Genomic DNA, 25,109 nt, shown 5'->3' with positions numbered 1-25,109 from the left:
GAGGTTGGTTGCTCAGCCCGTGCCTGGAGGGCTGGCCTTGTGAAGCCCGCACCCAGTGAAGCGCACGCCGGCGGAGCACGCGTCAGCGAAGCGCGTCAGTGAAGCGGACGTCAGTTAAGCACGCGTCGGTGGACGCACGCGTCGGAGGGGCTCGCCTTCCAAAAAGGAAGACGAGCCCCTCCGACGTGTGTCCGTGTGTCCGTGCGTCAGTCGATCGACGGCTTCTCTCGGCGGTCGGTGCCGTTGGTGGTGCCGCCTGACAGGGGGCCGAAGTTGCCCATGGCGCCGGAGAGGCCCTTCAGGGCGTCGCCGATCTCGCTGGGGACGATCCAGAGCTTGTTGGCGTCGCCCTCGGCGATCTTCGGGAGCATCTGGAGGTACTGGTAGGAGAGGAGCTTCTGGTCCGGGTCGCCGGCGTGGATCGCCTCGAAGACCGTACGGACCGCCTGGGCCTCGCCCTCGGCGCGCAGGGCGGCGGCCTTGGCCTCACCCTCGGCGCGCAGGATCTGGGACTGCTTCTCGCCCTCGGCGGTGAGGATGGCCGCCTGGCGGGTGCCTTCCGCGGTGAGGATCGCGGCGCGCTTGTCACGGTCGGCACGCATCTGCTTCTCCATCGAGTCCTGGATGGAGGTGGGCGGTTCGATGGCCTTGAGCTCGACCCGGTTGACGCGGATGCCCCACTTGCCGGTGGCCTCGTCGAGGACGCCGCGCAGCGCCGCGTTGATCTCCTCGCGGGAGGTGAGGGTGCGTTCCAGGTCCATGCCGCCGATGATGTTGCGCAGGGTGGTGACGGTGAGCTGCTCGATGGCCTGGATGTAGCTGGCGACCTCGTAGGTGGCGGCCCGCGCGTCGGTCACCTGGTAGTAGATGACGGTGTCGATGTTGACGACCAGGTTGTCCTGGGTGATCACCGGCTGCGGTGGGAAGGGGACGACCTGCTCACGGAGGTCGATGCGGTTGCGGATGGTGTCTATGAACGGGACCACGATGTTGAGGCCCGCGTTGAGTGTCCGCGTATAACGGCCGAAGCGCTCCACGATGGCCGCGCTGGCCTGTGGGATGACCTGGATCGTCTTGATCAGGGCGATGAAGACCAACACCACCAGAATGACCAGGACGATGATGACCGGTGCCATCGCGTTCCCCGTACCCTTCTCCGCCTCGGCGCTCTCGGAAGACCTTGAAGATCGTCTGCTCGCAGAAGATCTTGCTGATCGAGTCTGGCAGACCGTCGTCCGCCTCGTTGGATGTTCGGTTCAGTTGGATGGGCGTACTTGGCGTACTTCGGACAAGTTCACGGTGTGCGTGGAGTGCAAGGTCGAGCGGGCACGTTCACGGGCGCGTTCATAGGACGATCGCCGTGGCGCCTTCGATGTCCACGACGTCGACCTCCTGTCCCGCCTCATAGATCCGGTCGGTGTCGAGGGAACGCGCGGACCAGACCTCGCCCGCGAGCTTGATACGGCCGCCCGATCCGTCGACGCGCTCCAGGACGACGGCCTGTCTGCCCTTCAACGCGTCGATTCCGGTGGCGAGTCCGGGGCCCTGTGTGCGGTGCCGGGCCGCGATGGGCCGTACGACGGCGATGAGCGCCACGGAGACGATGACGAAGGTGAGAACCTGCACGACGATGCCGAATCCGAGTCCGGCGGTGACCGCGGCGGCCACGGCCCCTACCGCGAACATGCCGAATTCAGGCATTGCGGTCACGACGAGCGGGATACCCAGCGCTACCGCGCCGACGAGCCACCACACCCACGTCTCGATGTCGTTCACAAGGTCATGGTAGGACCGCGATCGGGCCGCGGACAGGGTGCAACGGGGTTCAGGACAACGGAAGTCCGTGCGCGGTCCAGCGGTCGCCGACCTGCTCGACGACGAGGGGCAGTCCGAAGCAGAGCGAGAGGTTGCGGGAGGTGAGTTCGAGCTCGATGGGGCCTGCGGTGAGGACCTTGCCCTGGCGGATCATCAGGACGTGGGTGAAGCCGGGGGCGATCTCCTCGACATGGTGGGTCACCATGATCATCGAGGGGGCGATGGGGTCGCGGGCGAGGCGGCCGAGGCGGCGTACGAGGTCCTCGCGGCCACCGAGGTCGAGGCCGGCGGCGGGTTCGTCGAGCAGGAGCAGTTCGGGGTCGGTCATCAGGGCGCGGGCGATGAGGGTGCGCTTGCGTTCTCCCTCGGAGAGGGTGCCGAACCTGCGGTCCAGGTATTCGGTCATGCCGAGGCGGTCGAGGAAGGCACGGGCCCGCACTTCGTCGATCTCGTCGTAGTCCTCCTGCCAGTGCGCCGTCATGCCGTACGCGGCGGTCAGCACGGTCTCGAGGACGGTCTGGCTCTTGGGGAGCTTCTCGGCCATGGCGACTCCCGCGATGCCGATGCGGGGGCGCAGTTCGAAGACGTCGGTGCCGGGCCTGCCGAGGGTCTCGCCAAGGATGGAGACGGTGCCCGTGCTGGGGTAGAGGTAGCTGGACGCGACATTCAGCAGGGTGGTCTTGCCGGCGCCGTTGGGGCCGAGGATGACCCAGCGCTCGCCTTCCTTCACCGACCAGGAGACCTGGTCCACCAGAGCCCGGCCCTCGCGGACCACGGATACGTCCTGAAGCTCCAGAACATCGCTCATGAGCGCGTTGTCTCCCCTTGCAGTGTGGCCGGTCTCGGCTCGTCGCGTTCGCCTGTGGCTCGGTCCGCCGCGCCTGTGGCGCAGTCCCCGATGAAATCTACGCCACCGGTCCCAGGGTCCGGTCCATCGGTCCGGTCCTTAGGGTGGGGGCATGCTCTCTGAACCGCGCTCCGGTCGCCTCGCCGCTTGGGGAAATGCGCTTTTGGCCGGACTTGCCTCTCCGGACGACGCCGTACACGCCGTCGTCGGCGAGGACGCCGTGCACCGGGTGACCGGGCTGCCCGGCGAACCGTCGCCGGTCGGACTCTCGCTGGCGCTGGGGCGGCTGCGGGCGCTGGGGGTGAGCGGGCTGCGGGTCGCCCTGCCCGCACCGGGGCATCCGCTGGGGCTCAGCGGGCCGCCGGAGTTCAACGCGCTGGCGCTGGAGGCCGGGGAGGCTGTGGTCTGCCACGGGGCCGCGCTGGGGCTGGTGCCGGAGGTCCACGAGGCCGGGCCCGAGGGCGATGTGCACGCCGAGGTGGTGTGGCAGGTGCTGCCGGTACGGGAGGCCCCTCCCGCGGACGTGCCGTCGCTCGGTGAGGCGGAACGGGAGCTGGCGGAGGCGCTGCGGGATGCCACGGCGCTGCTGTCACAGCTGGACGTGGCCGCGTCGGGCCCGGCGGCGGAGGCGGCGATCGACGCGTACCGGGCGCGGGCCGAGCGGGGCCGCGAGGTGCTGGCACCGGGCTATCCCCCGCGTGCGGTACGGGTCCTGGAGCTGGCGCAGCGCGTCGGGCTGCTGGTCTCCCTGGCCGAGGAGAACGGCCACGGCGGCGCGGTGAGCGCGTCGGAGATGGGAGCACGCGCCCTGGCACTCCGCCCCGTGGAACGCACGGCCCGCCGCGCCCAGGTGGCCGCGTACAACGCGTACGTCGAGGAACAGGAACGCGGCAACCGGTAGCCCCGGGTCAGCTGCAGGGCCCAACACCGGTCGGTCCAGGGCTCGGTGTGCAGCAGACGAAGAGAATGCGCGCCAAAAGCCCCGCGGGTCGCCGTTGACCCGCGGGTGTCTGTGGGGTGGCCCGGGTCAGTTGTTCACGGCGGTGTTGCCGAAGGCCGGGTTCAGGATGCCGATCGCCCTCGTGCTGTTGCCGACGGTGTTGACGGGCAGGTGGTGCGGGAGCTGGGTGATGTGGCCCGAGCCTGCACCCGGGGACTTCACGGCCGCGGCGTCGGCACCCGCGTCGGCGACAGCGACACCGGCGGACGCGCCGGCGGCGATACCGGCGACGGTGAGGGCCAGGGCGGCCTTCTTGGCGATGTTCATGGAAAACGTCCTCCTGCAAGTGCTGTCGACCCGGCCGTGGGCCGTGAGCTGATCAACGCGGGAGGCGTGCGGTCCGGCACGGTGAGCATCGGTCAACTGCCCGTTCGGATGATTCGGGTGACCATCCGACCGGACCGTGGGCCACAGCTCAGAGCCCCGAACAAAATGGGAGTCCGATCAGCTCGCGGCGTCTGGTGCGTGCGATCGCAAGGCGCCGGAAGGTCCTCGATGGGGGTCCCCCCTGCTCGAGCGAAGCCGAGAGCTTGGGGGAGGAGCTACTAGGTCCTGTCTGGAGTCCGGATCACGAGTTCGGTAGATCGCCTGCGTCATGGGGTCCCTCCTTGATAGGCCATCGGCCATGGCGCGAGGCGATCTCACCGACGAGCAGTGGGCCCTGATCGAGCCCCACCTTCCGATCGCCGCAGTCGGGCCCATCCCCGACCTGCGGAAACACTTCAACGCGGTGATGTGGCGGTTCCGCACGGGCAGTCCCTGGCGCGACCTGCCCAGCGAGTTCGGGCCCTGGCAGAGCGCGTACGACCGCTTCCGGATCTGGGCGACGCAGGGCGTCTTCCAGCACCTGATGGAGGCGGTGATCGCCGAGGCCGCTGACCGGGGTCAGGCGGACCTGGGCCTGGTCAGCGTGGACTCGGCGACAGCACGGGCGCACCACCACGCCGCCGGGATGGCACTGGAACCCGAGCAGTTGGCGGCCCTGGAAGCGGCCGCCGAGTCCGAAAAGGGGGCGCCGTGGAGGGACAACAGCCGCAGGACGGACAGTGCGAGGACGACGCGGGCGCTGAGCGGCGACGGGCCCGCCGACGGCACCGGGCCCGTCTGAAGGCCGCACAACTGGGGCGTTCCCGGGGAGGGCTGACCAGCAAGATTCACCTGGCGGCCGACCGGCGCTGCCGTCCGCTGGCGTTTGTGCTCACCCCCGGACAGGCCGGCGACAGCCCGCAGTTCGTCCCGGTCCTGGAGCGGGTGAAGGTGCGCGGGCCGGTCGGGCGTCCCCGGACCCGACCGGACGCAGTGGCCGCGGACAAGGCTTACTCCAGCCGCCGTAACCGCCGCTACCTGCGGCGTCGTGGAATCCGGGCGGTGATCCCGGAGAAGGTGGACCAGGCCGCCAACCGGAAGAAGCGCGGTTCGAAGGGCGGTCGCCCGGTCAGCCACGACGCGGCCTTGTACACCGAGCGCAACACCGTGGAGCGGTGCATCAACCGGCTGCGGAACTGGCGAGGCATCGCGTTCCGCTTCGACAAGACCCCGGAGAGCTACGAGGCCGGACTGCATCTGTGCGGTGCGATGCTCTGGCTCCGCAGCATCGCACCGCAGTCGTGATCCGAACTCCAGACAGGACCTAGGGCCTTTCGGTAACGCGGCGAGCGTGCGTGCCAGGCGTCGCGAGCCGGGGGCCCATTTTGTTCGGGGCTCTCAGTCGGCGGCCCCGTGCCGTACCGCCCACAGCGCGGCCTGGGTGCGGTCGGCGAGGTCGAGTTTCATCAGGATGTTCGAGACATGCGTCTTGACGGTCTTCTCGGAGAGCACCAGCGTGCGGGCGATCTCGCGGTTGGAGCGGCCGTCCGCTATCAGCCCGAGCACCTCGCGCTCCCGTTCCGTGAGCGACCCGGCCCTGCCCTGCCCCGGCCCGCCCTCGTCCTGGGACAGCAGCGCACCGGCGACCTCCGGCTGGAGCAGCACGTGCCCGGCGTGCACGGAGCGGATGGCGGCCGCGAGCGCGTCGGGGTCCACGTCCTTGTAGACGTACCCGGCGGCGCCCGCCCGCAGCGCCGGGACCACCGTGCGCTGCTCGGTGAAGCTGGTGACGACCAGCACGCGCGCGGGGTGGTCGAGTTCGCGGAGTCTGCGCAGCGCCTCGATGCCGTCGGTGCCCGGCATTCTGATGTCCATGAGGATGACGTCGGGCCGCAGTTCTCCGGCGCGTTCGACCCCTTCGGCGCCGTCGGCGGCCTCGCCGACGACCTCGATGTCGTCCTGCACCTCCAGGAAGGTGCGCAGTCCCCGGCGTACGACCTGGTGGTCGTCGACGAGCAGCACCCTGATCGCGTCAGCCACCGGGTACCTCCAGTTCGATCGTGGTGCCCTTGCCGGGCGCCGATGTCACGGTCAGCGTGCCGCCGGCCCCGCTCGCCCGGTCCCGCATGGAGACCAGCCCGAGGTGGCGTCCGGCGGTGCGGATCGCCTGGGGGTCGAAGCCGCTGCCGTCGTCCGTGACGCGCAGTACGGCGCCGTTGCCGCGGCGGTCCACAGTGACATCGACGTGCGCCGCGCCGGAGTGCCGCAGGGCGTTGTGCAGCGCCTCCTGGGCGACACGCAGCACGGCCTCCTCCTGCGCGGCGGGCAGCGCGCGGAAGCCGCTCGCGGCGAACCTCACGCGCGCGGTGTGGGCGCGGTCGAGCACCTGGACCTGGGTGCGCAGGGTGGCGACGAGGCCGTCCTCGTCGAGGGCGGCGGGACGCAGCTCGACGACGGCGGCGCGCAGTTCGTCGGCGGCCTCGGCGGCGAGGGCGGCGACCTGGTGGAGCTCGTCCTTGGCGCGCGCCGGGTCGCGGTCGACGAGGGCGGCGGCCGCCTGGGCGGTCAGGCGCAGGGAGAACAGCTTCTGGCTGACCGCGTCGTGCAGCTCGTGGGCGAGACGGGAACGCTCCTCGGCGATGGTGAGTTCGCGGCTGCGTTCGTAGAGGCCGGCGTTGGTGAGGGCGATCGCGGCGTGCTGGGCGAGGAGGGCGAGGAGTTCCTCGTCCTCCTCGGTGAAGCCACAGCCGTCCCGGGGCGCCGGGCACCCGGTGCCCTCGGGTCGCCGTTTGTTCGCGAGGAACAGCGCCCCGATGACCTCGTCGCCGTCGCGGATGGGCAGGCCGAGGAAGTCGGACATCTCGGGGTGGGCGTCGGGCCAGCCCTCGAAGCGGGGGTCCTCGCGGATGTTGGCGAGGCGTTCGGGTCGGGCGTCCTTCAGCATCGCGGCGAGGATGCCGTGCTGGCGCGGGAGCGGGCCGATGGCCTTCCACTCCGCGTCGCTGACGCCGTCGACGACGAACTGGGCGAAGCCGCCGTGGTCGTCGGGGACGCCGAGGGCGGCGTATTGCGCGTCGAGCAGTTCACGGGCCGAGGCCACGATCGTCTTGAGCACGTCGCGCACCTCCAGGTGCCTGCTCATGGCCAGCAGCGCGGCGCTCACCGCGGCCAGGCCGGACCGGGGGCCTTGACTCATGCCTTCACAGTAGACGCGGTGTTCCGCTGGAAGTGCCGCGATGTGTCGTCTGTCGCCTGCGGCGCCGTCGTGGCTGGTCGCGCAGTTCCCCGCGCCCCTTCAGGGCGCTCCCTTCCGCCATCGGAACCAGTCGCCGTCCGCCATAGGCGGCGTTCCCGCTCACTCACGGCGTTGCTCCGGCAACTCCCTGTGAGACATCTGCGTAGCCTCTGTGAGTCGGCGCACGGGACGCACATCACGTACGAAGGGACATAGGAGATAGACGGGCCACAGATGAACGGGACAGATGGTCTAGCTTGCCCTGTTTTGTCGATACGCGATCCACTACCCGGGATCGTACGTCACACCTTTGCCCGCATGTTTAGCGGCCGCTAAGAATGGCTCTCGTCGCTCAGCGCCGCGGTCTCCCCGCGACACAGCTACGCGAGTGGACCCCGTGTCCTCCCGCATGACGCCGAGCGACCTCCCCGCTATCCGAAGAGGTCACTTCGTCATGCCCGAGTACACCCGCTTTCGCCTTCACCGCCGTGCGCTGACCCGTCACCACAAGATCGCGATCGCTGGTGTCGCCGCCCTCGGCACCGCCGCTCTGGCCTTCTCGGCCATCCCCAGCAGCGCCGAGACGACTGTGGCCGACGCCCCCGCCCAGCCGTCCGTGACGTACCGCAGCGAGCCCGTCAAGGACGTACGGGCCCAGGTCACCGACCAGCTCGCAGGCGCCAGTGTGAAGAACCAGGACATCGCGGCGCGCAGGCAGGCCGCCGCCGACCGCGTGGCGAAGAAGGCGGCCGCCGAGAAGGCAGCCGCAGATCGCAAGGCCGCTCACCGCAAGGCCACCGCGAACCGCAAGGCCGCTCATCGCAAGGCCACCGCCCACCGCAAGGCTGCCGCCCACCGCGACGCCGCCGCCCACGACACCGCGGCCCAGCGCAGCCGGGCCGCGAAGAGGGCCGCCGCCCATCGCGCCGCGGTCGCCCACCGGGCCGCCGCGGCGCACCGGGCGAAGAAGGCAGCGAGCCGGTCCGCGAAGCGCGCCCCGCTGAGGCGGACCGCCTCCGCGCGGTACGGCAACAACCTCAACGGCTGGATCAGGCACGCCCTGTCGATCATGCACGCCAAGGGCATCCCGGGCAGCTACAGCGGCCTGCACCGCAACATCATGCGGGAGTCCTCCGGCAACCCGAACGCGATCAACAACTGGGACATCAACGCCGTCAACGGCATCCCGTCCAAGGGCCTGTTGCAGGTCATCCCGCCGACCTTCAAGGCGTACCACGTCTCGGGCACGTCCTGGAACATCTACGACCCGGTCGCCAACATCACCGCCGCCGCCAACTACGCGGCCGACCGCTACGGCTCGATCGACAACGTCAACAGCGCGTACTGAGCCCCGCCCCACATACACGGGCTCCACGGCCCCCAGCGGGCCCCTTGAACGCCGAAGGGCGGCACCCTCCTGACGGGTGCCGCCCTTCGGTCTGTACGGGCAGGGGTACAGGCGCCGTTACTTGCGCATGACCTCCGGCTCATGGCGCCGCAGGAAGCGGGCCACGAAGAAGCCGCAGACCACGGCGAGGGCGAGCAGCGCGGCCATGTCCAGGCCCCAGGCACCGACGGTGTGCTGCCACAGCGGGTCCGTGTTCGACGGGTTGTCCTGGTCGGGGAAGATCTTGTTGAAGTCGAGCGTGGCCCCGGCCGCGGCGACGGCCCAGCGCGACGGGAACAGGTACGACACCTGGTTGACCCCGATCGCGCCGTTCAGGATGAGCAGACAGCCGGTGAAGGGGAGTTGGGCGACAGCGAACATCACCAGCAGCGGCATGGTCTTCTCCGCCGTCTTCACCAGTGCGGAGATGACAAGGCCGAACATCATGGACGCGAAGCCCAGCATCATGATCGGCAGCGACAGTTCGACGAGGACCGCGCCGCCGAGGACCAGCCCCTTCGCCGGGAGTTCACGCGAGGCGAAGCCGATCACGCCGATCAGCGCACCCTGAAGCATGGTGACCGCGCCGAGCACGATCACCTTGGACATCAGGTAGGCGGAGCGGGACAGCCCGGTGGCGCGCTCCCGTTCGTAGATGACACGTTCTTTGATCAGCTCGCGGACGGAGTTGGCGGCTCCGGCGAAACAGGCGCCGACGGCGAGGATCAGCAGCACGGTGGTGGCCGTGCCGTTGGGGACGATCTTGCCGGTCTGCGCGCTCACCCCGTTGGGCAGCAGCGTCTTGTCAGGGTCGATGAGCAGACTCACCGCGCCGAGCACGGCCGGCAGGAGAACCGAGAGCGCCAGGAAGCCCTTGTCGGACGCGATCACCGACACATAGCGCCGGATCAGGGTCCACAGCTGTGAGCCCCAGCCCTGCGGCTTGGGCGGCTTGATGGCCTGCGGCGGGGGCATGGTCACAGACTGCGGGGCGACGGCGTCGATGTCCGCGGCGTACATCTGGTAGTGCTGCGAGCCCTTCCAGCGGCCCGCCCAGTCGTAGTCGCGGTAGTTCTCGAAGGCGGAGAAGACATCGGCCCAGGTGTCGTAGCCGAAGAAGTTGAGTGCCTCCTCGGGCGGGCCGAAGTAGGCGACGCTGCCGCCGGGCGCCATCACCAGGAGCTTGTCGCAGGTCGCCAGTTCGGCCACCGAGTGGGTGACGACGAGGACCGTGCGGCCGTCGTCGGCGAGGCCGCGCAGCAGCTGCATGACATCGCGGTCCATGCCCGGGTCGAGGCCCGAGGTGGGCTCGTCCAGGAAGATCAGGGACGGCTTGGTGAGCAGTTCCAGGGCCACCGAGACACGCTTGCGCTGGCCGCCGGAGAGGGAGGTGACCTTCTTCTCCTTGTGGATGTCCAGCTTCAGTTCGCGCAGCACCTCGTCGATGCGGGCCTCGCGCTCGTCGGCCGTAGTGTCGGCCGGGAAGCGCAGCTTCGCCGCGTACTTGAGGGCCTTCTTGACCGTCAGTTCCTTGTGCAGGATGTCGTCCTGCGGGACCAGTCCGATGCGCTGGCGCAGTTCGGCGAACTGCTTGTACAGGTTCCGGTTGTCGTAGAGGACTTCGCCCTGGTCGGCGGGCCGGTAGCCGGTGAGCGCCTTCAGCAGCGTGGACTTGCCGGAGCCGGACGGGCCGATGACCGCGATCAGCGACTTCTCCGGGACGCCGAAGGAGACGTCCTTGAGGATCTGCTTGCCGCCGTCGACGGTGACCGTCAGATGGCGGCCGGAGAAGGACACCTCACCGGTGTCGACGAACTCCTCCAGCCGGTCGCCGATGATCCGGAACGTCGAGTGGCCGACGCCCACGATGTCGGTCGGGCCGAGCTGTATCGAGCCGCCCTTGGGGATGTGCTGGCCGTTGACATAGGTGCCGTTGTGCGAGCCCAGGTCGCGGATCTCGAAGCGGCCGTCGGGCGTCGAGTGGAACTCGGCGTGGTGGCGCGAGACCTGGAGGTCGGAGACGACCAGCTCGTTCTCCAGCGCGCGGCCGATGCGCATGACGCGGCCGAGCGAGAACTGGTGGAAGGTGGTCGGGCTGCGGTCGCCGTAGACCGGCGGCGCCCCCGCGGCGCCGCCGGGCACCTTGCTGACGGGCCCGCCCGCAGCGGGTCCGCCCGCGACGGGTCCCTGCTGCTGCGGGATCGGCGGCGCCGACTGCTGCGGCGGCGGCCAGCCGGCCTGCGGCTGCTGGACCTGGGGTTGCGGACCCTGGGCCTGCTGGGCCTGCGGCTGCGGGGCGGCCTGCTGGGGAGCCTGCTGCCAGCCGGGGGCCGCGCCCTGTGCCGCGAACGGCTGTGCCTGCGGCTGCTGTTGCGGCTGCGCCTGCGGAGTGGCCACCGGGGCCGCGGTGCCGGAGAAGCCGACGCGCGGTCCGTCCGTGCCGTTGCCGAGGTGCACCGCGGTGCCCGGAGCGAGCTCCGTGCGCTGGATCCGCCGGCCCTGCACGTACGTGCCGTTCGTGCTCCCGTGGTCCTCGATCACCCAACCGCGGCCGTCGAAACTGACCGTGGCATGCCGCCAGGACACCCTGGCGTCCTCGAAGACTATGTCCCCCTGCGGATCACGTCCCAGGGTGTATGGCCTGGACGGATCGAGCGTCCAGGTCCGTCCGTTTGATTCCAGTACGAGTTCCGGCACTCCATGCCCCACTGAGTTGTCCCCCGATTTACCCCCGTCACAGGGAGTGTAGGGATGTCGAACATCGTGGGGAACTATTCCAGGCTCCGGCCCCTGACCGAAACCCTGCCCTTGCGCCGGGCCCCGCGCGGGGTCTGTGATGCGCGGGACCGAGTGCTTCGGCCGTTTCCGTTGACGGGGTTGAAACCGGCCCGGAGAGTGGTAATCCCCCGCGAGGGGGACAACTGCGGCCGTCGCGTCGGCCGCACCGCGGATCGGGGGGTCTGCCATGAACTCAGGCTCGGCCAGGGGTGCCAGGGCCGCGCGGCGTACGGCCGGCCACGGCGGCGGCGCGGGGCTGCCGTGGACGGAGATCCTGCTGGCCTCGGTCGTCTCGGTCAGTTGGGCGCTGATAGGCATGGCGGGCGTGGCCGCGCTCGGTCTGCATCTGCTGGAGGCCGATTCAGCGGGTTCGCTCGGCCCGATGACCGCTGCTGTGGTGGCGCTCGGGGCGGGTGGTTCGGTCAAACCCTCCGGTGACGTCTCGGCGTTCGGTCTGACGGGCGCGGAGGCGCACACCGCCATCGAGATCACGCCACTCGGGGTGAGCCTGGTGGGCGCGCTGCTGATGTCCTGGTTCTTCCTGCGTTCCCTGCGCGCGGCGGGGGTTGTGGTCGCGCCCGCCGAACTCCTGGCGCGTGTCGGCACGGTGGTGGTGCTGTTCACGGCGATGCTGGGCGGGCTCGCCTGGGCCGGGCACGACGTCATCACCATCGACGGGGCGAAGCTGGGCCTCGACAAGCTGCCCGGCGGCTCCGGTTCGGGGTCGGGCGGGCTGAAGATCCCCGGTCTGGGCGACGTCGGGAACATCGGGGGGCTGCTCCCCGACAACATCGGCAAGCTCGTCGACGCGAAGGCGGCGGTCGGTTTCACCGTCGAGACGGCACCGACACTGCTCGGCGGCATCGGCTGGTCGCTGGGCATCCTGCTCATCGCTCTGCTGGCCTCCCGCCGCACCCCGCTGCCCGCGGGCTGGGATGCTGTGCACCGGGTGGTACGTCCGGCGGTGTCGGCGCTGGTCGCGGTGCTGCTGCTCGCCGCGGCGGCGGGTCTCGCGGCGGCGGCGTACGCGGCGATCGGCGACGCCCACCCGAAGCGCATCACCGGTGCTGCGCTGCTCGGGGCACCGAACGGGACCTGGCTCGGCATCCCGGTCGGCCTGTTCGTGCCCTGGGACGGCAAGGCGACGGGCGTCCTCACCAAGTTCCTCCCCGACCCGCTGGACAAGCTCCTGAGCGTGCACTCCGACCAGCCCGTGACACTGGGGCGCCTGGCCGACCTGGACAGCCGGGTGTGGCTGCTGGGGGTCGCGGCGGCGGCGATGATGCTGCTGGCGGGGGTGCTGACGGCGGTACGGACGCCGGTGGGGGCGGGGGGCGGTACGACTGCGGGGGCGGGCGCCGGTTCGAGGGCGGATGGCGGTTCGAGGGCGGGTGGCGGTTCGAGGGCGGGTGCCGACTCGGGGGCAGGTGCTGCGGGTGTACGGAGCCCGGGGGCGCTCAGGTTCGCGGGGCGGTGCGCGTTGCGGCTGGGGGTGGTGACGGCCCTCGCGCTGCCGCTGCTCGCCTGGCTCACGAACGTCTCGGTGACCGCCTCGCTGTCGGTACTGGGCTTCGACGCGTTCGGCGCGGGCATCGAGCTGCACGGTCAGCCGGGCATGGCGCTGCTGCTCGGCGCCGTGTGGGGCGCGGGTGCGGGGGCGGCCGGTGCGCTGCTGGCGTGGGCGACGGGGGCGGCGGGGCGCCGGGCTGCTCCGCTGGCACTGGGTGACGTGGGAGGGGCGCGAGGTCACGCCGGGGGTGCGGGGTATGTGCGGGAGGCGGGCGAGGACCTTCCACAGCCCCCGCCGCACTCGCCCTGTACGGGACACCAGGCACCGTCGGCGCCGACGGGACCCTCCGGCCCTCCGTCCCGTCCGTCCCGTCCGACCTACGGCGGTGAGCCGCGCCGCCAGGACGAAAGCGGACCCTACACGCCGGGCACCCCGTACCGCCCGCCGAACCCGGACACCAACCCGTACCTCCGCCTGCCGCCGGACGGCGTACGACGGCAACCGCCCGCCAAGGACACCCCCGGGCCCGAGAACCAGGCACCCCCCGCCGACGTCAACGGGGCCCCCACGATGATCGGCCCGTTCCCGGAACCGCCCCGCCCGCGACGCCGCCCGCCGAACGACCGGTCGCGATCACCGCGCGGCCCGGACGACGGCCCGCCACCTCCCCCTCCCCCTCCTCCCCCGCCCCCACCACCGCCGACCACACCGCCCCGAAGGCCGAAAGGGCGGCAATGACCTCGGAGGTGGCGTTCGGGTCGCTGTTCGGGTGGGTCGGCCGGGTGGCCGACCGGAGAAGCATGTGGTGTCACGGGGGTGTAGCGTCGTCGTCGTGCTGTCAAGGGGCCGCCACCTGCGTTTAACCCACTGTTCCCTGTCCGCCAGACGGACCAGAGGCGCGAAAGGCACTCCGTGCCGCATACAGTGAGAACACCATGAGCGCTTCGCAGACCTCCGATTTCCCTACGATCCTTGTCAAGATTTTCGGCAAGGACAAACCGGGCATCACGGCCGGACTCTTCGACACCCTGGCCGCCTACTACGTCGACGTCATCGACATCGAGCAGGTCGTCACACGCGGCCGTATGGTGCTGTGCGCGCTCGTGACCCCGCCTCCGGCCGGGCTGGAGGGCGATCTGCGGGCCACCGTGCACAGCTGGGCCGAGTCGGTGAAGATGCAGGCGGAAATCATCTCCGGCACGGGCGACAACCGTCCCCGCGGTCTCGGCCGTTCGCTGGTGACGGTGCTCGGCAACCCGCTCACCGCGGAGCAGACGGCCGCGATCGCCGCGCGGATCACCAAGGCCGGCGGCAACATCGACCGTATCTTCCGGCTCGCCAAGTACCCCGTGACGGCTGTGGAGTTCGCGGTGTCGGGCGTGGAGACCGAGCCGCTGCGCACCGCGCTGGCGACGGAGGCCGGTGCGCTCGGGGTGGACATCGCGGTCGTCGCGGCCGGGCTGCACCGCAGGGCGCAGCGGCTGGTCGTCATGGACGTGGACTCCACGCTGATCCAGGACGAGGTCATCGAACTGTTCGCGGCGCACGCGGGCTGCGAGGACAAGGTCGCCGAGGTGACGGCGGCGGCAATGCGCGGTGAGCTGGACTTCGAGCAGTCGCTGCACGCGCGCGTGGCCCTGCTGGCGGGGCTGGACGCCTCGGTGGTGGAGAAGGTGCGCGAGGAGGTCCGGCTGACCCCGGGCGCCCGCACGCTGATCCGTACGCTGAAGCGGCTCGGTTTCCAAGTCGGTGTGGTCTCGGGCGGGTTCACCCAGGTCACCGATGACCTCAAGGAGCGGCTGGGGCTGGACTTCGCCCAGGCGAACACGCTGGAGATCGTCGACGGAAGGCTGACCGGCAAGGTCACCGGCGAGATCGTGGACCGCGCGGGCAAGGCCCGCCTGCTGCGCCGCTTCGCCGCCGAGGCGGGCGTCCCCCTGTCACAGACCGTGGCCATCGGCGACGGCGCCAACGACCTGGACATGCTCAACGCGGCCGGGCTCGGCGTAGCCTTCAACGCCAAGCCGGTGGTCCGAGAAGCAGCCCACACCGCCGTAAACGTCCCCTTCCTGGACACAGTCCTCTACCTCCTGGGCATCACCCGAGAAGAGGTAGAGGCGGCCGACGCCAACGACGACGACTGACGGTCTGCGACCCGTGAGCGCCGGGTTGCGCGACCTCCTCCGCCCCGGGTGCGTTGTGGCTGGTCGCGCCCACGCGGCGGAGCCGCATATCGATACAGCCCCGCGCCCCTAGGGGGTTGCTGCCGGCGTCGGCTGACTGGCTTGCCCAGCCCCAGCCCCAGCCGCGGGCAGTCGTGCCGCTGGGGCGGCACGGGTGGGCGCGGCGGCACCCCGCCCACGCCGGGCTGCGCAACTCCGGCACCCACCCCCACCCCGGCCCGCCGAACACCAAGGCCTGCCTGCTTTGCCGTCCGCTGACAAGCAACCGAGCCCGCTCCCCAGAGCGGAAAGGCCCGGCGCAAGCCGAAAAACCCGGCGCCGGGCCCACTCACCTGCACAACTGGACGTCAGTCCGAAGGCGCCCAGTAATCGACCAACGTCCCCGCCCCCGGCTCCACACTTTTCCAGGACCCGTCGACCGACAGCACCGCAAAGGCCGCCGCAGGGAACCCACGCCGGTTCATCCGTTCGAGCGCATCACCCTCAGAAGCACCAGAGGTGATGTCGGCCAAGCCGTGAATCCCCGGGTTGTGCCCGATCATGATCACGTTCTGCACATCGTCCGGAAGCTCGTTGAGCACGGCGATCAGCTCACCGGGCGAGGCCTCGTAGAGCCGCTCCTCATAGATGGTTTTAGGCCGGTGCGGGAGTTCGTGGACCGCCAGCTTCCAGGTCTCGCGGGTCCGGGTCGCGGTGGAGCAGAGGGCCAGATCGAAGGGGATGCCACTGTCGGCCAGCTTGCGTCCGGCGACGGCGGCGTCCATACGGCCCCGCTCTGCGAGAGGGCGCTCATGGTCGGTCATCTCTGGCCAGTCGGCTTTCGCATGCCGGAAGAGAACAATCCTGCGGGGTTCTGCGACGCTCATGGAATCCAGCTTCGCATGAAACAGGCCACGGGGCGCAGGTAGTTGACATGCGGCTTCGACAGGAACCGGCCACATGACCGCACGTCCCGGGCCCGACGGCCCGTCCTGGCCTCCGGTGGCCGATCAGCTGCGGACGATCAGCGGCGAACGATCAACCGTGGGTGATCAGCTGCTGAGCGCGCTCGAGGAGGTGGCTGACGGTGGGGTCGCCGACCGCGGCGTGGGCGTCCGCCGGGTTGAGTATCAGCAGGAGCAGGGTGATGAAGGCGAGGGTGGGCAGGGCGAGCGCCCACCACGGCAACCGGATGTCGACGCCGCCCGTGGTCGCCGGGTGGTGCCGGGTCTGGGTGCGGGCGGACATGGCTGCCTCCGTCGGTCCGAGCGGTCCGTGGTCCGCGCCTCGCGGCCACACCTCGAAATTACGGCTCCCGCGGCCCCCGCCCCATCCGGTGACCCACCTACTTGACCCTGACCCTCACCCCCTAGGGGATAGGGGGTTAACCCCACCCCCCACCCTGAGAGCGGCCGGACACGGGCCTCACGGCGCCGCGATGGTCGCGACGATGGCGATGATCACGAAGATGGCGAGGAACGAGCCGAAGATGATCAGCATCTTCTTCTGGCCGTCCTTGGGATGCGGATCGAGCACTGGCATACCGCCCAGTCTCGCACCCCACCGCCACGCCCCCTCCGCCGGGGCGCGAACCCAGTCACAGGCCCGGCCAACCCGATCGCCCCGGCCAACTCGGCCAACCCGGTCACCCCGGTCACCCCACAGTCCGGTCCGGCACCCGCTCGTGGCTGACCCAGGCCGAGCGGACCTCCTTCCAGCAGCGGCCGGTGAGCCGTACGGTCAGGGCGGGCCAGGCGTCCACGGGGACGCTGTCGGTGTCCAGGTCCCACCAGCGGTCGCACTCGACGTGCAGGCTGACGCGGTCGGTGTCGACGTAGGGGTTGTGGCACTCGGCGACGACATGGGAGCCGCGGACGACGGTCCGGCACTCGGCGCCGAACAGATCCGGGACAGGCTTGCCGGCCTTCCCGGCCCTCCCGATGCTCCCGGCGACCGCCACGCGCGCGTGGGGGGCAGCTTCGTACGGCAGGGCCATGACGACGACAACGGCGACAGTCGCTGAGGCGAGACTTCGGAACAGGCGCACAGGGGACCTCCTCGGCGGTGCTGGGGAGGAACTGCGGGGTGGGCGCATCTGGTGGACACGCGCTGGGTGCGGTCTTCAGAATGCCTGGTCACGGCCCCGTTCCGCTCGGCCGACAGGGCCGGACGGGTGAGGGCCCGCGCCCCCACAGGGGACACGGGCCCTCGAACGCACCCGGCTCGCTCAGGAGCCTCGGCGGTACGGCGTGATCAGGCGCCGACGGCGTGCAGACCGCCGTCCACGTGGACGATCTCGCCCGTGGTCTTCGGGAACCAGTCGCTGAGCAGCGCGACCACACCGCGGGCCGCCGGGTCGGGGTCGTCGAGCTTCCACTCCAGCGGGGAGCGGGTGTCCCAGACGGAGGCCAGCTCGCCGAAGCCCGGGATGGACTTGGCTGCCATGGAGCCGATCGGACCGGCGGAGACCAGGTTGCAGCGGACGTTCTGCTTGCCCAGTTCCCGGGCGACGTAGCGGCTGGTGGCCTCCAGGGCGGCCTTGGTGGGGCCCATCCAGTCGTACTGCGGCCAGGCGATGGTGGCGTCGAAGGTGAGGCCCACGACCGAGCCGCCGTTCTGCATCAGGGGCAGGCAGGCCATGGTCAGCGACTTCAGGGAGAAGGCCGAGACGTGCATGGCGGTGGAGACCGACTCGAACGGCGTGTTGAGGAAGTTGCCGCCGAGGGCGTCCTGAGGGGCGAAGCCGATGGAGTGCACGACGCCGTCGAGACCGCCGAGCTCCTCACCGACGAGGTCGGCGAGCCGGCTGAGGTGCTCGGCGTTGGTGACGTCGAGCTCGATGACCTTGGCAGGCTTGGGGAGCTTGCGGGCGATCCGCTCCGTCAGCGACGGGCGCGGGAACGCGGTCAGGACGACCTCGGCACCCTGTTCCTGGGCCAGCTTGGCGACGTGGAAAGCGATGGACGACTCCATCAGCACACCGGTGACCAGGACGCGCTTGCCTTCGAGGATTCCGCTCATGGTGTTCAGTGACCCATTCCCAGTCCGCCGTCAACGGGAATGACGGCTCCAGTGATGTATGAGGCGTCGTCCGACGCGAGGAACCGCACCGCTGCGGCAATCTCCTCCGGCTGCGCGTAACGACCGAGCGGCACCTGGGACACGATGTTGGAGCGCTGCTCGTCGCTGAGCGCCTTGGTCATGTCGGTGTCGACGAAGCCGGGGGCGACGACGTTGAACGTGATGTTGCGCGAGCCCAGCTCACGGGCGAGGGACCGGGCGAAGCCCACCAGGGCCGCCTTGGAGGCGGCGTAGTTCGCCTGCCCCGCCGAACCGAGCAGCCCGACCACCGAGGAGATGAGGACGACCCGGCCCTTCTTGGCGCGCAGCATGCCACGGTTGGCGCGCTTGACCACACGGAAGGTGCCGGTGAGGTTCGTGTCGATGACCGAGGTGAAGTCCTCCTCGGACATCCGCATCAGGAGCTGGTCCTTCGTGACACCGGCGTTGGCCACCAGGACCTCGACAGCACCCTGCTGGGCCTCGACCTCCCTGTAGGCCTGGTCCACCTGCTCGGGATCGGTGATGTCGCACCTGACGGCGAAGAAACCGGCCGGCGGCTCACCGGAACGGTATGTGATCGCGACTTTGTCACCGGCGTCGGCGAACGCACGGGCGATGGCGAGGCCGATGCCCCGGTTTCCTCCGGTGACGAGAACCGAGCGGCTCAACGGATCACCCTTTCCATAGCGGTCTCTGCACACCCGCCCGAAGAGCTGAAGACAGGCGGCTTCTCCAAAAATCTATCGGTCGCATCGCGAGAACGGGCATTCGGGCACCGACAGTGGCTCGCGGGACTCACTGTGGGGTTTCTACAGTCGCGTCCCGTAAACCAAGAGATCAGCCGGCCTCGGTCACGCACTCCGCCCACACGGTCTTACCCGGCCCCGTCCGCCCGGTGACGCCCCAGCGCGCGGCCACGGCCGCCACCAGGAGCAGCCCCCGCCCGCCGTCCGCACCCGCGGGGTCCGACCCCGGTCGCCGCAGCTCCGGCTGTCCGGGGTGGGTGTCGGACACCTCCACCCGTACGACCCCGGCGGCACGGTCGTAGGACAGCCGCAGCTCGAAGTCACGGCCCGGGACCCTCCCGTGCAGGACGGCGTTCGCACCCAGCTCGGCCACGACCAGGCTGACGGCATCGGAGGCCGGGCTCCCGTACGGCATCCCCCAGGCGTCGAGCCGGTGCGCGGCCAGCCTGCGGGCGAGTCGCGCTCCGCGCCGGGTCGCGGAGAAACGTTGCACGAACACACTTACGGTGACGGCCTCTTCGGCACGTGATGCTGGCATGTGCCAAGCGTTCCGGCGTCTTTGGCCCCGCCAACAGGAACGACACCGATACAACGGCGCTTGTACCAGTACGTCCTCCGGACTGGGTGGGCAACGGCCCGTGACGCCGAACGGGTTGCGCCGGTTAACCCGAATTGACGACACCGTGATGACGGGAGGCCTGCGGCGATGACAGCGGACCAAGACACCGGCAACACCAACTGCGACCCTCAACTCTCGGAGAGTCTCCAGACTTTCGGGGCGGTACTCAAGGCACTCCGGGAGGCATCCGGCCTCACACAGGAGGAATTCGCGCCACGCGTGCGGTATTCAGCCGCGTACGTCGCCAAGATCGAGCAAGGCAAGAGGTTCCCGCCGAGCGACCTGCCGCAGCGGGCGGAGGAGCCGTTGGGACCGCTTGCGTTCAAGGTCCTCGGCGCGGCGAGGAGGACCTTGACTCGGCGGACGGGGCTGGCTTCGTGGTTCCTGCCATGGGCAGGCATCGAGGAGGAGGCAATCTCGCTCTACGCATACGAATGCCGTGCCGTTCCGGGTCTCCTCCAGCCCGAGGGCTACATTCGCGCGATCTTCGACCGGCAGATCCCTCCTTTGTCGGACGAACAGTTCGAACGGCAGGTGAGTGCCCGTCTGGAACGACAGCGGCTGATGAGCGAACGCTCGAACACGTCGTTCTCCTTCCTCATCGAGCAGGCCGTTCTTGAACGTCAGCTCGGAGGTGCGGCTGTAGCTGGAGAGGTCGTCAACAGCCTCCTGGAGCATGGCAGCCGACGGAACGTCGAGATTCTCGTGATGCCCCTCCGCCAAGAGGATCACTCCGGCGTCGACGGTCAGATGTACCTCGCAGAGCGCGACGACCACCAGTGGGTCGGCTACGTCGAAGGGCATGACAGCAGCACCCTGGTCACCGATCCCAAAGTGGTGAGTTCCATGCTCCAGCGCTATGGGAAAATGCGATCGCAGGCCCTGAGTCACATGGCCACCGTGGATCTGCTGAGGGAGATGCAGAGAGCGCTATGAGCACTGAACTGACCTGGTTCAAGAGCAGCTACAGCGGCAGCGGCGGCGGCAACTGCGTAGAGGTCGCCATACGCCCGGAAGCCGTCCACATCCGCGACTCCAAGGACAAGCGCATCCACCCGCTCACCCTCACGCCGGAGGCCTGGGCGGCGTTCACGGGGTTCGCGGCCGACGGCAGCTGATCCCGGCGGGCGGTGTTTTCCCGTATGCGGTTCGCTTGCGACATGCTTCTATGCAGCACCGCGTCGTCGCAGTGAAGGGAAACCCCGCCCGTGCCCCATGACATCGATCAGTCGTTCCTGGCACTCCCGCTGCGCCCGCTGGCCGACGCCGCGCTCGCACGCGCGCGGGCGCTCGGTGCAGAGCACGCCGATTTCCGGTTCGAGCGGGTGCGCAGCGCCTCGTTGCGGCTGCGGGACGGCAAGCCCGCCGGGTCGTCCGACACCACCGACCTCGGGTACGCGGTGCGCGTCGTGCACGGCGGGACCTGGGGGTTCGCGTCCGGCGTGGATCTGACGCTGGACGCCGCCGCCAAGGTGGCCTCGCAGGCCGTGGCCATGGCCAAGCTGTCGGCGCAGGTGATCGCCGCCGCCGGGTCGGACGAGCGCGTGGAGCTGGCCGACGAGCCGGTGCACGCCGAGAAGGCGTGGGTGTCGTCGTACGAGATCGATCCCTTCACCGTGCCCGACTCGGAGAAGTCCGCGCTGCTGGGTGAGTGGAGCGCGCAGTTGCTGGGCGCCGCCGGAGTCGATCACGTCGACGCCTCGCTGCTCACCGTGCACGAGAACAAGTTCTACGCCGATACCGCCGGCACCGTCACCACACAGCAGCGCGTCCGCCTGCATCCGCAGCTCACGGCGGTGTCCGTCGACGAGTCCAGCGGTGAGTTCGACTCCATGCGCACCCTCGCGCCGCCGGTCGGGCGGGGCTGGGAGTATCTGACGGGCACCGGCTGGGACTGGGAGACGGAGCTGGAGCAGATCCCGGAGCTGCTGGCCGAGAAGATGCGCGCGCCGAGCGTCCGGGCGGGGCTGTACGACCTCGTCGTCGACCCGTCGAACCTGTGGCTGACCATCCACGAGTCCATCGGCCACGCCACCGAACTCGACCGCGCCCTCGGCTACGAGGCCGCCTACGCCGGTACGTCCTTCGCCACGTTCGACCAACTCGGCAAGCTGAGGTACGGCTCCGAGCCGATGAACGTCACCGGCGACCGCACCGCCGAACACGGCCTGGCCACCGTCGGCTACGACGACGAGGGCGTCGAGGCGCAGTCCTGGGACCTGGTCAAGGACGGCACCCTGGTCGGCTACCAACTGGACCGCAGGATCGCGAAACTCACCGGCCTCGGCCGCTCCAACGGCTGCGCCTACGCCGACTCCCCCGGCCATGTCCCCGTACAGCGCATGGCGAATGTGTCGCTGCAGCCGGATCCGGCGGGGCTGTCGACGGAGGACCTCATCGGGGGTGTCGACCGCGGGATCTATGTGGTCGGGGACCGGTCGTGGTCCATCGACATGCAGCGCTACAACTTCCAGTTCACCGGGCAGCGGTTCTACCGGATCGAGAACGGGCGGCTCACCGGGCAGTTGAGGGACGTCGCCTATCAGGCGACCACCACCGACTTCTGGGGGTCCATGGCCGCCGTCGGCGGGCCTCAGACGTATGTCTTGGGCGGCGCGTTCAACTGCGGCAAGGCTCAGCCGGGGCAGGTCGCCGCCGTGTCGCACGGGTGCCCCTCCGCTCTGTTCAAGGGCGTCAACATCCTCAACACCACGCAGGAGGCCGGTCGATGAGCGCCCCCACCAGCAAGGCGACGGCGCCGCACGAGATCGTCGAGCGCGCCCTGGAGCTGTCCCGGGCGGACGGCTGTGTCGTCATCGCCGACGAGTACTCGACCGCCAATCTGCGCTGGGCGGGCAACGCGCTGACCACCAACGGAGTCACGCGCGGGCGCTCGCTCACCGTCATCGCCACCGTCGACGGCAAGGAGGGCACCGCCTCGGGTGTGGTGACCCGGGCCGCGGTGACCGCCGACGAGCTGGAGCCGCTCGTGCGGGCCGCCGAGGCCGCCGCGCGCGGTGCCGGGCCCGCCGAGGACGCCCAGCCGCTGGTGACGGGCGTACCGCAGTCCCCGGACTTCACGGACGCGCCCGCCGAGACCTCGTCCGCGGTGTTCGCCGACTTCGCCCCCGCGCTCGGGGAGTCGTTCGCCCGCGCGCGTGCGGGCGGCCGTGAGCTGTACGGCTTCGCCAACCATGAGCTGGTGTCCACCTATGTGGGTACCTCCACCGGGCTACGGCTTCGGCATGACCAGCCCAACGGGACGCTGGAGCTGAACGCCAAGTCTCCGGACCGTACGCGCTCGGCGTGGGCCGGGCGGTCGACCCGGGACTTCAAGGACGTCGACCCCGCCGCGCTCGACGCCGAACTCGCCGTACGGCTGGGATGGGCCGAGCGGCGTGTCGCGCTGCCCGCGGGACGGTACGAGACGCTGCTGCCGCCGACCGCCGTGGCCGATCTGCTGATCTACCAGCTCTGGTCGGCGTCCGGCCGGGACGCGGTCGAGGGGCGGACGGTGTTCTCCAAGCCCGGCGGCGGCACCCGCGTCGGCGAGCGCCTCACCGAGCTGCCGCTGTCCCTGCGCAGCGACCCGCACGAACCCGGTCTGGAGAGCGCTCCGTTCGTCGTGGCGCACTCCTCCGGCGGCGACCAGTCCGTGTTCGACAACGGGCTGCCGGTCCAGTCCACCGAGTGGATCTCGGGCGGTGCGCTCACGCACCTCACCACCACCCGGCACACCGCCGCCCTCACCGGGCTGCCGGTGGCCCCCGGCACCGGGAATCTCATCCTGGACGGCGGCAGCGAGCGTTCGCTGGACGACATGGTGCGCGACACCGAGCGCGGACTGCTGCTGACCTGCCTCTGGTACATCCGCGAGGTGGACCCGGCGACTCTGCTGCTCACCGGGCTGACCCGGGACGGCGTCTACCTCGTCGAGAACGGCGAGGTGACCGGCGAGGTCAACAACTTCCGGTTCAACGAGTCGCCGGTGGACCTGCTGGGGCGGGCCGCCGAGGCCGGGCGCACGGAGAAGACGCTGCCGAGGGAATGGAGCGACTGGTTCACCAGGGCCGCCATGCCCGCGCTGCGGGTGCCGGATTTCAATATGAGCTCTGTCAGCCAGGGCGTATAACCTCGTAGCGGGGTACGGGCCGCTCCCGTGCCGGACACGAGACCGATCTAGGAGATACGAGAACCGTGACGGACATCGTCGACGAGCTGAAGTGGCGGGGGCTGTTCGCCCTGTCCACCGACGAGGACGCTTTGCGCAAGGCGCTCGCGGACGGTCCCGTCACGCTGTATTGCGGTTTCGACCCGACGGCGCCGTCGCTGCACGTGGGGCATCTGGTGCAGGTGCTCACCGTGCGCCGGCTCCAGCAGGCCGGTCACCGGCCGCTGGCGCTGGTCGGCGGGGCCACGGGTCTGATCGGCGACCCGCGTCCCACGGCGGAGCGCACTCTCAACGACCCCGAGACGGTCGCCGCGTGGGTCGGCAGGCTGCGCGCCCAGATCGAGCCGTTCCTGTCCTTCGAGGGCGACAACGCGGCCGTCATGGTCAACAACCTCGACTGGACCGAGGGCCTGTCGGCCATCGAGTTCCTGCGGGACATCGGCAAGCACTTCCGCGTCAACAAGATGCTGACCAAGGACTCCGTGTCCCGCCGTCTGGAGTCCGACCAGGGCATCAGCTACACCGAGTTCAGCTACCAGATCCTCCAGGGCATGGACTTCCTCCAGCTCTTCCGCCGCTACGGCTGCACGCTCCAGCAGGGCGGCAGCGACCAGTGGGGCAACCTCACGGCGGGTCTGGACCTGATCCACAAGCTGGAGCCGCACGCCGAGGTGCACGCGCTGGCGACACCGCTGATGACCAAGGCGGACGGCACCAAGTTCGGCAAGACCGAGGGCGGCGCCGTCTGGCTCGACCCCGAGATGACGACGCCGTACGCGTTCTACCAGTTCTGGCTGAACGTGGACGACCGGGACATCTCCCGCTACATGCGCATCCTCTCCTTCCGCTCCCGCGAGGAGCTGGAGGAGCTGGAGCGGCAGACCGAGGAGCGGCCCCAGGCCCGTGCCGCGCAGCGCGCCCTCGCCGAGGAACTGACGACGCTGGTGCACGGCGCCGACCAGACGGCCGCCGTGATCGCCGCGTCCCGGGCGCTGTTCGGCCAGGGCGAGCTGGGTGAGCTCGACGAGCGGACGCTGGCGGCGGCCCTGTCCGAGCTGCCGCACGTGAAGGTCGCCGAGCCCGGCCTGGTGGTCGACCTGTTCGCCGAGGTCGGCCTGGTCGCCAGCAAGTCGGCCGCGCGGCGCACGGTCAAGGAGGGCGGTGCCTACGTGAACAACGCCAAGGTGACCACCGAGGACGCGGTGCCCACCAAGGAGGACCTGCTGCACGGCCGCTGGCTGGTGCTGCGCCGCGGCAAGAAGAACCTGGCGGCGGTCGAGGTCACCGGGGCCTGAGCGCTCCGCTGGAAGTGCCGCGCTGTGTCGTCTGTCGTCTGCGGCACCGTCGTGGCTGGTCGCTCCCCCAAGCTCTCAACTTCGTTCGAGCAGGGAGGTACCCCCATCGCGGCGGAGCCGCATGTCGGCACAGCCCCGCGCCCCTTCAGGGCGCTGCCGAACCGCAGCGGACTTC

At 70.1% G+C, this 25,109-nt stretch carries 23 protein-coding genes and 1 pseudogene; 10 read left to right on the top strand and 14 right to left on the bottom strand.

Features of this window, described 5'->3' with window-relative positions:
* Positions 1-206: 206 nt before the first annotated feature.
* The 3 genes from ACSYGN_RS32085 to ACSYGN_RS32075 all read right to left on the bottom strand — a co-directional run bounded on the left by ACSYGN_RS32085 (position 207) and on the right by ACSYGN_RS32075 (position 2,623).
* Positions 207-1,136, bottom strand: coding sequence for an SPFH domain-containing protein (locus ACSYGN_RS32085; protein WP_460401841.1), 930 nt, complete (start codon positions 1,134-1,136; stop codon positions 207-209).
* Positions 1,137-1,344: 208 nt separating this feature from the next.
* The gene (locus tag ACSYGN_RS32080; protein WP_460401839.1) at positions 1,345-1,776 is read right to left on the bottom strand and encodes an NfeD family protein; all 432 of its coding nucleotides are present in this window, start codon (positions 1,774-1,776) and stop codon (positions 1,345-1,347) included.
* Between the two features lie 49 nt (positions 1,777-1,825).
* On the bottom strand, positions 1,826-2,623 hold the full coding sequence (locus tag ACSYGN_RS32075) for an ABC transporter ATP-binding protein (RefSeq protein WP_460401837.1): 798 nt from the start codon (positions 2,621-2,623) through the stop codon (positions 1,826-1,828).
* A 151-nt stretch (positions 2,624-2,774) separates the two neighbouring features.
* Between ACSYGN_RS32075 and ACSYGN_RS32070 the strand changes: the two genes are divergently transcribed.
* Positions 2,775-3,563, top strand: a complete 789-nt coding sequence (locus tag ACSYGN_RS32070; protein ID WP_460401835.1) for a hypothetical protein — start codon at positions 2,775-2,777, stop codon at positions 3,561-3,563.
* 126 nt (positions 3,564-3,689) lie between these two features.
* Here the strand turns inward: ACSYGN_RS32070 and ACSYGN_RS32065 are convergent, their stop codons facing one another.
* Positions 3,690-3,929 (bottom strand): chaplin, encoded by a 240-nt coding sequence (locus tag ACSYGN_RS32065; RefSeq protein ID WP_460401833.1) that lies wholly within the window; start codon positions 3,927-3,929, stop codon positions 3,690-3,692.
* A 358-nt stretch (positions 3,930-4,287) separates the two neighbouring features.
* Between ACSYGN_RS32065 and ACSYGN_RS32060 the strand changes: the two are divergent.
* Positions 4,288-5,273: pseudogene (locus ACSYGN_RS32060) on the top strand (IS5 family transposase).
* 93 nt (positions 5,274-5,366) lie between these two features.
* Here the strand turns inward: ACSYGN_RS32060 and ACSYGN_RS32055 are convergent.
* Together ACSYGN_RS32055 and ACSYGN_RS32050 are read right to left on the bottom strand one after the other, a co-directional pair.
* On the bottom strand, positions 5,367-6,008 hold the full coding sequence (locus tag ACSYGN_RS32055; RefSeq protein ID WP_460401831.1) for a response regulator: 642 nt from the start codon (positions 6,006-6,008) through the stop codon (positions 5,367-5,369).
* The gene (locus ACSYGN_RS32050; protein WP_460401829.1) at positions 6,001-7,164 is read right to left on the bottom strand and encodes a GAF domain-containing sensor histidine kinase; all 1,164 of its coding nucleotides are present in this window, start codon (positions 7,162-7,164) and stop codon (positions 6,001-6,003) included. Before ACSYGN_RS32050 ends, ACSYGN_RS32055 begins: the two co-directional genes overlap by 8 nt.
* A gap of 493 nt (positions 7,165-7,657) precedes the next feature.
* Between ACSYGN_RS32050 and ACSYGN_RS32045 the strand changes: the two genes are divergently transcribed.
* Positions 7,658-8,551, top strand: a complete 894-nt coding sequence (locus tag ACSYGN_RS32045) for a transglycosylase SLT domain-containing protein (protein WP_460401827.1) — start codon at positions 7,658-7,660, stop codon at positions 8,549-8,551.
* Positions 8,552-8,668: 117 nt separating this feature from the next.
* Here the strand turns inward: ACSYGN_RS32045 and ACSYGN_RS32040 are convergent, their stop codons facing one another.
* A complete protein-coding gene (locus ACSYGN_RS32040) occupies positions 8,669-11,287 on the bottom strand; it encodes an FHA domain-containing protein (RefSeq protein WP_460401825.1) in 2,619 nt (872 codons plus the stop codon).
* A 268-nt stretch (positions 11,288-11,555) separates the two neighbouring features.
* Here ACSYGN_RS32040 and ACSYGN_RS32035 point away from each other — a divergent pair, with 268 nt between their 5' ends.
* Positions 11,556-13,616, top strand: coding sequence for a streptophobe family protein (locus ACSYGN_RS32035; RefSeq protein WP_460401823.1), 2,061 nt, complete (start codon positions 11,556-11,558; stop codon positions 13,614-13,616).
* A 197-nt stretch (positions 13,617-13,813) separates the two neighbouring features.
* On the top strand, positions 13,814-15,022 hold the full coding sequence (gene serB, locus ACSYGN_RS32030; protein ID WP_460401821.1) for a phosphoserine phosphatase SerB: 1,209 nt from the start codon (positions 13,814-13,816) through the stop codon (positions 15,020-15,022).
* Positions 15,023-15,408: 386 nt separating this feature from the next.
* Here the strand turns inward: serB and ACSYGN_RS32025 are convergent, their stop codons facing one another.
* From ACSYGN_RS32025 to ACSYGN_RS31995, 7 genes are all read right to left on the bottom strand, one after another.
* Complete coding sequence (locus tag ACSYGN_RS32025) at positions 15,409-15,927, bottom strand: SixA phosphatase family protein (RefSeq protein WP_460401819.1); 519 nt, start codon at positions 15,925-15,927, stop codon at positions 15,409-15,411.
* A 151-nt stretch (positions 15,928-16,078) separates the two neighbouring features.
* Positions 16,079-16,288: a hypothetical protein gene (locus tag ACSYGN_RS32020; RefSeq protein WP_460401817.1), complete on the bottom strand. Its 210-nt coding sequence runs from the start codon at positions 16,286-16,288 to the stop codon at positions 16,079-16,081.
* Positions 16,289-16,465: 177 nt separating this feature from the next.
* A complete protein-coding gene (locus ACSYGN_RS32015) occupies positions 16,466-16,582 on the bottom strand; it encodes an SGM_5486 family transporter-associated protein (protein ID WP_460401815.1) in 117 nt (38 codons plus the stop codon).
* Between the two features lie 112 nt (positions 16,583-16,694).
* Positions 16,695-17,087 (bottom strand): hypothetical protein, encoded by a 393-nt coding sequence (locus ACSYGN_RS32010; RefSeq protein ID WP_460401813.1) that lies wholly within the window; start codon positions 17,085-17,087, stop codon positions 16,695-16,697.
* A gap of 206 nt (positions 17,088-17,293) precedes the next feature.
* Entirely contained in the window at positions 17,294-18,061 is a 768-nt protein-coding gene (fabI, locus tag ACSYGN_RS32005; RefSeq protein WP_460401811.1) for an enoyl-ACP reductase FabI, read from the bottom strand.
* A 5-nt stretch (positions 18,062-18,066) separates the two neighbouring features.
* A complete protein-coding gene (fabG, locus tag ACSYGN_RS32000) occupies positions 18,067-18,771 on the bottom strand; it encodes a 3-oxoacyl-[acyl-carrier-protein] reductase (protein ID WP_460401809.1) in 705 nt (234 codons plus the stop codon).
* Between the two features lie 169 nt (positions 18,772-18,940).
* Positions 18,941-19,387, bottom strand: coding sequence for an ATP-binding protein (locus ACSYGN_RS31995; RefSeq protein ID WP_460401807.1), 447 nt, complete (start codon positions 19,385-19,387; stop codon positions 18,941-18,943).
* A 168-nt stretch (positions 19,388-19,555) separates the two neighbouring features.
* Between ACSYGN_RS31995 and ACSYGN_RS31990 the strand changes: the two genes are divergently transcribed.
* The 5 genes from ACSYGN_RS31990 to tyrS all read left to right on the top strand — a co-directional run bounded on the left by ACSYGN_RS31990 (position 19,556) and on the right by tyrS (position 24,934).
* Positions 19,556-20,404 (top strand): helix-turn-helix domain-containing protein, encoded by an 849-nt coding sequence (locus tag ACSYGN_RS31990; protein ID WP_460401805.1) that lies wholly within the window; start codon positions 19,556-19,558, stop codon positions 20,402-20,404.
* The gene (locus ACSYGN_RS31985) at positions 20,401-20,586 is read left to right on the top strand and encodes a DUF397 domain-containing protein (protein ID WP_460401803.1); all 186 of its coding nucleotides are present in this window, start codon (positions 20,401-20,403) and stop codon (positions 20,584-20,586) included. The genes ACSYGN_RS31990 and ACSYGN_RS31985 overlap by 4 nt, the downstream gene beginning before the upstream one ends.
* A gap of 90 nt (positions 20,587-20,676) precedes the next feature.
* Positions 20,677-22,200 carry a TldD/PmbA family protein gene (locus ACSYGN_RS31980; protein ID WP_460401801.1) on the top strand — a complete coding sequence of 508 codons (1,524 nt, stop codon included), beginning with the start codon at positions 20,677-20,679 and terminating at the stop codon, positions 22,198-22,200.
* On the top strand, positions 22,197-23,600 hold the full coding sequence (locus ACSYGN_RS31975; protein ID WP_460401799.1) for a metallopeptidase TldD-related protein: 1,404 nt from the start codon (positions 22,197-22,199) through the stop codon (positions 23,598-23,600). The genes ACSYGN_RS31980 and ACSYGN_RS31975 overlap by 4 nt, the downstream gene beginning before the upstream one ends.
* A 65-nt stretch (positions 23,601-23,665) precedes the next feature.
* Positions 23,666-24,934, top strand: coding sequence for a tyrosine--tRNA ligase (gene tyrS, locus ACSYGN_RS31970; RefSeq protein WP_460401797.1), 1,269 nt, complete (start codon positions 23,666-23,668; stop codon positions 24,932-24,934).
* The last annotated feature ends 175 nt before the right edge of the window (positions 24,935-25,109 follow it).

The organism is Streptomyces sp. YIM S03343 (assembly GCF_054729195.1).
The sequence above is the reverse complement of the archived record's forward strand: the minus strand, read 5'-3'. Positions and strand labels throughout refer to the sequence as shown.